The sequence below is a fragment of the Streptomyces sp. NPDC055078 genome, from assembly GCF_053607985.1.
Genome location: NZ_JBSGUP010000442.1, coordinates 1 through 6,894 on the forward strand (window position 1 = coordinate 1; position 6,894 = coordinate 6,894).

Below are 6,894 nucleotides of genomic sequence, written 5' to 3' on the forward strand. Positions count from 1 at the left end.
ACCGAGAGCCGGTCGCGCGCCGGGGAGGCCACCGCCTCCAGCAGTTCGGTCAGTTCGGCGGCGCTGTTGGAGAGGACGACCGCGGCCCGCGCGGCGGTGTTCTGCCGCTGGAACTCGGCGGCGCCCAGTTCGGCGGAGTCGGTGACGGCGTACGGCTTTCCGCTGGCCATGAAGTCGGAGACCACGCTGGAGATGTCGGAGACCATCGCGTCGGATTCGTTGAAGCAGTCGTACAGCTTGGGCTCGGCACCGGTGACCACCAGGTGCTCCCACCAGCCGGTGGCACGCCAGTAGGCGTCGTTCCACTCGGCCCGCAGCGCCTTGACGCGCTCCAGCCGCACCGGGTCCGCGAGGGAGACCCGGGACTCCTCCGCCTCGTCGCCGCCGACGCGGCCCGGGGAGGCGAGGGAGGCCAGTTCGGCCCCGATACGGACGAGGTCGGCGCGGGCGGCGGTCTGTGCGGGCTTCGCGGCGGCGGCCTCCTCGGCCCACCGGGGGTCGGTGGCGCGTGCGGTCGCCGCCGCCCGCACCATCGCCGCGATCCGCCGGTCGACGGCCTTGGCCTTCTTGTTGCGGATGCCGGTGAACGGGTGCGGCTTGTAGATGACGCGTACGGGCTGCTCGGCCTCCAGCAGCCCGCGGACGATGTTCTCCCCGGCCAGCAGCAGGGAGGTGTTGCCGGGGTTGTTGTCCCAGCCCTCCCAGGTGGGCGCGTACAGAATCGTGGGGATGGCGTTCCTCGGGGTGCCGGTCCAGGACTCGATGGGCGCCAGCTGGGGCCGTCCGACCTCGACGATGTCGTCGTCGCGGACCCCGACGTCGGCCAGCGCGTAGCGGTCGCGGCCCGCGCGACCGGCGGTCCAGACCTCGTCGTAGACCTTGCTGAAGGGGTTCACGCTGGCGAGCTTGTCGCTGTCGCCGTGCCCGATGAACACATGCCGCATGGTCGGTACGCGCAGCAGATGGATGTTCTTGCCGACGTTGGCGGGGTACAGCGCCACCCGCACGGTGGAGAGGTCGAGGTTCATCAGATGGGTGGCGGCGGGGATGCAGACGACCGGAACTGCGGTGGGGTTGAGCCGGGTCACCAGCTCGCGCTCGCGCATGATGATCAGCGGCCGGCCGTCGACCTGCTCCATCGTCTCCAGCCACATATTGACCTGGTAGGCGGACTCGGCGGAGCCGGAGAAGTACAGCACGGTGGTGGGGCGGTATTCGAGCAGCCAGGCGCTGACGGCCTTCAGTACGGCGGGGGGGCGCGGCACCCGGCGCCCGCGCAGATACGGCACGAGCACGGCGGTGTAGACCAGTGCGAGGGCCACGGTGAGGGCGACGCCCGCGTATCCGATGACGTACTCGCCGACACCGGCGGCGAGTACGACACCGGCCATGGCGGGGAGGTCGAGGTGGAGCATCTTCTCGTCGGCGCGGCGCAGCAGCTTCCTGGGCGGGGCGTCCGGGATGCGTACGCCGCTCAGATCGACGTTGCGGGTGACGACCGGCATGGTGCGGCGCAGCCGGATGAGGGTCACCAGCGCGCCGTGCGGTGCCTGGAGGCCGTAGAGGACGAGGAATCCGGCGACCGCCGTGTAGAAGAGCGGGGTCCCGGCCAGATTCTCCCGGGCGAGGAGCAGGACCAGCAGCAGCTCGCGCAGCAGAAAGCGGATCGGCAGGCCGACGCGGACCTTGCCGAGACGGTTGACCAGATAGCTGCCTCTGTGGTGCAGATACCGGTCCGCCGCGTAGGTCACGGCACCCGCCGCCGCGAAGAGCCAGACGCTGGGGAGCAGCGCGGCGAGCATGACGGTTGGGTAGCCGAGTCCGATCAGACACGCGGCGGCGAGCTCTCGCCGGCTGCCGACGCGTAGCAGACGAATGGCGGTCGAAATCACGAAGAACCTGCTCCAAAGGGTGCCGGTTGGTCCTTTTTGCATGAATTGCGAAGCCGGAGCCGCACGACCCGAGTGCTTCACAACCCGAGGGCGGAGTCAGGACTTCACACAGCCGGATCCTCATTTCCCCCACACTTCCGGCATTCCCTGCCGAAGTGCCCATGAGGACCCTTAACCGCTGTACTGCTCTTTAGTTGCTCAAGATGGATTATTACATGTCTTCCTCGCGGTCCAGGACCGCGGCGAGCGCCTGCTCGAAGCCCGATGCCTCGCTCGCCCCACGGGTCGGATCCTGCTGTCGTACGTCGATGACATGGCCGGTCAGCTCGGAGAGCAGGACATCCAGCGAGGTCCTCGCCACGGCCTCGGAGGACAGCAGCGAATCCGCCGGTTCCACACCGAAAGCCTTGGTGCGCATCGGGGTCGCCGTACGCTCCGGATTGACGCAATTCACTCGGATACCGTCATTCGCCCATTCGTCCGAGAGGGCCTGGGTGAGATTCACCATGGCCGCCTTGGTGGACGAGTAGAGGCTGTATTCGGCACGGCCCCGGGTATAGCTGGAGGAGGTGTAGAGCAGCAGCTGGCCCTTGGTCTCCGCCAGATATTTGTAGGAGGCGCGGGCAATCTGGACGGGTGCCAGATAATTGACGTTCAGCGCTTCCTGAATGGTGCTGTTGTCCGTCTCGGCGAGCTTCCCGATGCGCAGGACACCCGCCGTATTGATCACATAGTCGACACGGCCCGTCTCGGCGTACGCCTTGGAGAGCGCGTCGTCCACATGCTCGGGGTTCTCGACATGGGTGCCGGTGGTGGAGCGGCCCAGCGCGTAGACCCGCGCGCCGTACTTCTCCGCCAGATCGGCGATGTCCGCGCCGATGCCGTACGAACCGCCGAAGACGACGAGGGTGCGGCCACCGAGCAGTTCGCGGTAGGCGGCCTCGTCGGCCTGGCGGGGGGCGGCGGTCGAGGCGAGCTGGAACAGCTTGTCGGCGATGAAGACATCGACCGGCTGGGTCACCTTCATGTTGTACTCGTCGCCCGCGACGACATGGATCGGAACGTCCGGCGAGTACTTCAGGACCACCGAACAGTCGTCGGTGGCCTGGAAGTTCGGGTCGCCGGCCGCGATCTCGTACGCCCGGCGGATCGTGGAGAGCTTGAACGCCTGCGGCGTCTGGCCGCGGCGCAGCCGTGAGCGGTCCGGCACATCGGTGATGAACTCGCCGTCGTCGCCATGGGTGCGGGTGACGATGATGGTGTCCGCGGACGGGATGGCGACATCGACGGCGGCGAACCGGTCAAGCGCGTCCACACAGTCCTGGATCACCCGCTGCGACAGCAGCGGACGGACGGCGTCGTGGAAGAGCACATTGGCGTCCTCGCCGTCGGCGAGTCCCTCGCTCAGCGCGGCGATCGCGCGCTCGGTCGTCTCATTGCGGGTCGAACCGCCCTCGATGACCCGGGTCACCTTGGTCAGTCCGGCCTTGGCGACGATCTTCTCCACATCGGGGACGAATCCCGGCGCCATCAGAACGATCACATCGTCGATGGACTCGGCCTGCTGGAAGATCGACAGTGTGTGCTCAATGACGGCCTTGCCGGCGATCTTCAGCAGCTGCTTCGGGATCGCCAGACCCACCCGTTGCCCGGTCCCTCCCGCAAGGACGACTGCCGTGGTGCGGGGCTTGGCTTCGTGCGGCACAGACACAGAACGACCTACCTTGAGACGAGTGGGGGACGGTGCGATGGTCGCACTCTGCGTGACCGTCTCGCAAGGTGGGCATCAACTGCCGCACCCCGCGGGGACACCGGGTGTTCACGCTGATGCCCGTGAACGCCGACCGTACTCCTCCGACCTGTGTGGGGTGACGCACCCCACACCACGGCGGCGTTCGCGCGGCTGGCGGACCCGGCGGGCACACCGCCGGGCGGGCGGAACCGGTGCTCGTTGACCGGGAGGTCTCAGCGGTCGGCGACGTTGACCGGGAGGTTTCAGCGGCCGACGACGTTGACGGGGACGTTTCAGCGGTCGGCGACATGGAGTACGAGCGCGTTCTCGGCGTCGTACGCGAGCCATACCTTGACCAGTCGCTGCTGACGCCGCTGGAGCCTGCGCAGTACGCGGCGGGCCAGCAGCAGGGGGCGCCGCTTGTGGTGCAGCGTCTCGGGGAAGACGAAGACATCACTCTTCTGGACCACGTCGTCAAGGATCCGCCCCACCCGGACCGGGTCCTGGCCGGGGGCGTACCGCAGCCAGATGTCCCATACGTCCTTCTCGGTCAGCCGGTGGGCCGCCGCCGCCTCGCAGTCGAGGGTGGCGGTGAAGCCGTGAGTGCCCTCGCGGGTGCCGGGGAAGACCAGTTCGGTCCGGTCGTCGCCCCGGCGTCGCAACAGCAGTGACGGTTCACCTGATGGCTCGACGGGCCCCATCACCCGGCCCGTGACGGTCAGCCTGCGACTCGTGCGGCGGACATCGGCCGCCTCGGCGTGCACCGGGCGCACCCAGGAGCGCAGCACCAGCAGTTGCTTCGGGGTGCGCCGGTACGGCACGAGATGGCGTACGCCGGAGCCGGTGGTGAGCCGGTCCACGGCGCTCAGCACTCCGCGCTGGTCGACGGCGCGGGCGAGGACGCCGACCCGGCGGCCGGTCGCCGGGTGGTCGGCGTGGCACATCCAGTGGCCGTCCGCGAACTCCTCGCCCGCCGGGATGGTGACCGTGCCGTCGGGATCCAGCGGATAGCTGCGCTCCGGGGCGTCGCCGCCCATATGCGTGCAGACCAGCCGCAGCCCCGGGTACTTCAGGGCGGCGGCCTCCGGCGCGATCATGGTGACCTTGAGAGAGCCGTCCGCGCGGACGACGCAGTCCGCCAGTGGAACGAAGGCGTCCCTGTCACTTTCCCTGGCCCTGTCACTTCCCCTGTCACTGTCGCTCTCCCTGGCCCTGTCACTGTCGCTTTTCCTGGCCCTGTACTCCCTCTCCCCGTCTCCGTCGCCGTCTCCGTTCCCGTTCTCGTTCCCGGGCGGTACGGCCAGGGCGACTCCGCTCCCGCCGCGCCGGTCCGCCCGGGCGCCCAGTTCGGCGAAGAGATCCGCGTACTGCTTGGCGGCGGCACCGGGGTCAAAGCGGCGCGCGTTCTCCACCGCGGCGGTGCCCATCCGGCGGCGCAGTTCCTCGTCGCCGATCAGCCTGAGCAGCGACCGCGCCACCGCGTCGGCGTCCCCGACCGGCACCAGCAGACCGTCCTCGCCGTCCCTGACGATCTCGCGCGGGCCGTAGTCGCAGTCCGTGCTGACGACGGGCAGACCGCAGCGCATCGCCTCGACGAGCGTCATACCGAACGACTCATGGCGCGATGTCGACACGGCGATCGCGCCCTTCACCCACTCCGGCTCGATCGGCGAGCGCGGGCCCATCAGCCAGACGCTGTTGTGGAGACCGTGTTTACGGACCCGGGCGCGGAGCTTCTCGCGCTCGGGGCCCCAGCCGTAGATCCGCAGGGTCCACTCCGGGCGCTCGGCGACGACCTTGGCGAACGCCCTGATCAGGACCTCGTACTGCTTCTCCCGGGAGAGACGGCCGGCCGCGACGATGATGTTGCCCGACTGGTCGGACGGCGGGACGACCGGTTCGGGGACGCTGTTCGGGATGGCGAGCACCCGGGTGTCCGGCAGCGGCATCTTCTCCCGCCACACCGCGGCGTCGCCTTCGGAGACCGTCACAAACGCGTCGAGCGTGGCGAGATGGGGGCGCATCTCCTCGCGGAGCGCTTCCCTGTGGTGATTGTGCGTCATATGTTCCTGGCCGATGGCCAGGGCCCTGCCGGGGGCGAACTGGGCGACGTAGGCGACGAGTCCGGGCCGGGTCCCGATGATCACATCCGCGTCGGACGCCGTGTAGTGGGCGCGGACCCGCTCGTCGGTGAGCCTGCTGTACTCCTTGTACCGTGCCTCGTGCCGGGGGAAGAACTCCGCGGGTTCCTTGTGGTCCGGGTGCTCCTTCTCGTACGTCGGGGAGGCGGGGCGGGTGTCCACCAGCGGTACGACGGTGATGCGGGGGTCGATGCCGAAGAGCGGGACGTCCCGGTGGCGGAAGACCGAGACGATCTCGACGTCATGGCGGTCGGCCAGCTCCTCCGCCAGGTTCAACGTCGTGCGAATCGTTCCTCCAATGCCGTAGATGGTGTGGATCAGTAGAGAAATCTTCACCGGTGCTCCGCTCGTCTGCCGGGGCCTGTTGACTCTCCCGCCCCCGGTATTAGACGAGGTAGGGGGCCGGGGGGTTGTGCTGCCCCCTCGCACAACTACGGCATCGGACGGTGGGGCTCCGGTGCCGGGGCGGGTGACACGCGGGGCGTTCCCGGAACGGGTGAGCGCGGCCCGGCGGCGGGCGGTGGCACCCGGCCCTGACCCGGTCATGTCCAGTGCGGGCGGGCGGCCCCGGGCGCCCGGTGGGGACTCCTGGCAGCGGGCGGTGAGGGGACGCCCCAGCCGTGACCGCGCTCCTCCGGCCGAGCAGCCCTGGGCCCGGGTATGCCCTAAGGGGCAGGTCCGGCCGCGAGATCCTGCCCTGAGGGAGATCAAAGAGCCGGGACCGGCGGACAGGGGCCATGCACCCAAGGGCAAGCCCCAGGCCGAGGCCCTCCGTGAAACCAACGCGCCCCAGGGACGCGCCCAGGACGCCGGAGAGGCCAGGGAGGCCGTGCCCGGGCTCGTGAGGCACGGCCGGCGGTCCCCTCCCCCGAGCCGCGTACGGCGCGGGCGGGTGCCGGTCCCGGGGCAGGGACCCGCGGCCGAGGCCCGGGAGCCGTACGGGAGCTACCGGGCGCCGGCCGCATTCCCCCTGAGGGCGGGCGTCGCTCCGGCTAGAACGGGCGGAACTCGTCCTAGAACGGGCGGAACTCGTCGTACTCCCGCTGGGGCTCGTCGCGCTCGGCGTCGCGGTCGCGGCGGCGCTGGGCGGCGGGGCGAGGTGCCTCCAGGCGGTGGTCCTCGCCTCGGC

General features: G+C 69.7%; 3 protein-coding genes. All 3 read right to left on the reverse strand.

The annotated features are described in order from the left end of the window. A partial coding sequence (locus ACWF94_RS28710) for a hypothetical protein (protein ID WP_453494663.1) occupies nt 1-1,892 on the reverse strand: 1,892 nt, incomplete at its 3' end. A 211-nt stretch (nt 1,893-2,103) separates the two neighbouring features. Continuing rightward, the gene (locus ACWF94_RS28715) at nt 2,104-3,603 is read right to left on the reverse strand and encodes a D-ribitol-5-phosphate cytidylyltransferase (RefSeq protein ID WP_453494666.1); all 1,500 of its coding nucleotides are present in this window, start codon (nt 3,601-3,603) and stop codon (nt 2,104-2,106) included. Nucleotides 3,604-3,917: 314 nt separating this feature from the next. Further along, nucleotides 3,918-6,101 (reverse strand): glycosyltransferase family 4 protein, encoded by a 2,184-nt coding sequence (locus tag ACWF94_RS28720; protein WP_453494668.1) that lies wholly within the window; start codon nt 6,099-6,101, stop codon nt 3,918-3,920. Nucleotides 6,102-6,894 lie beyond the last annotated feature (793 nt).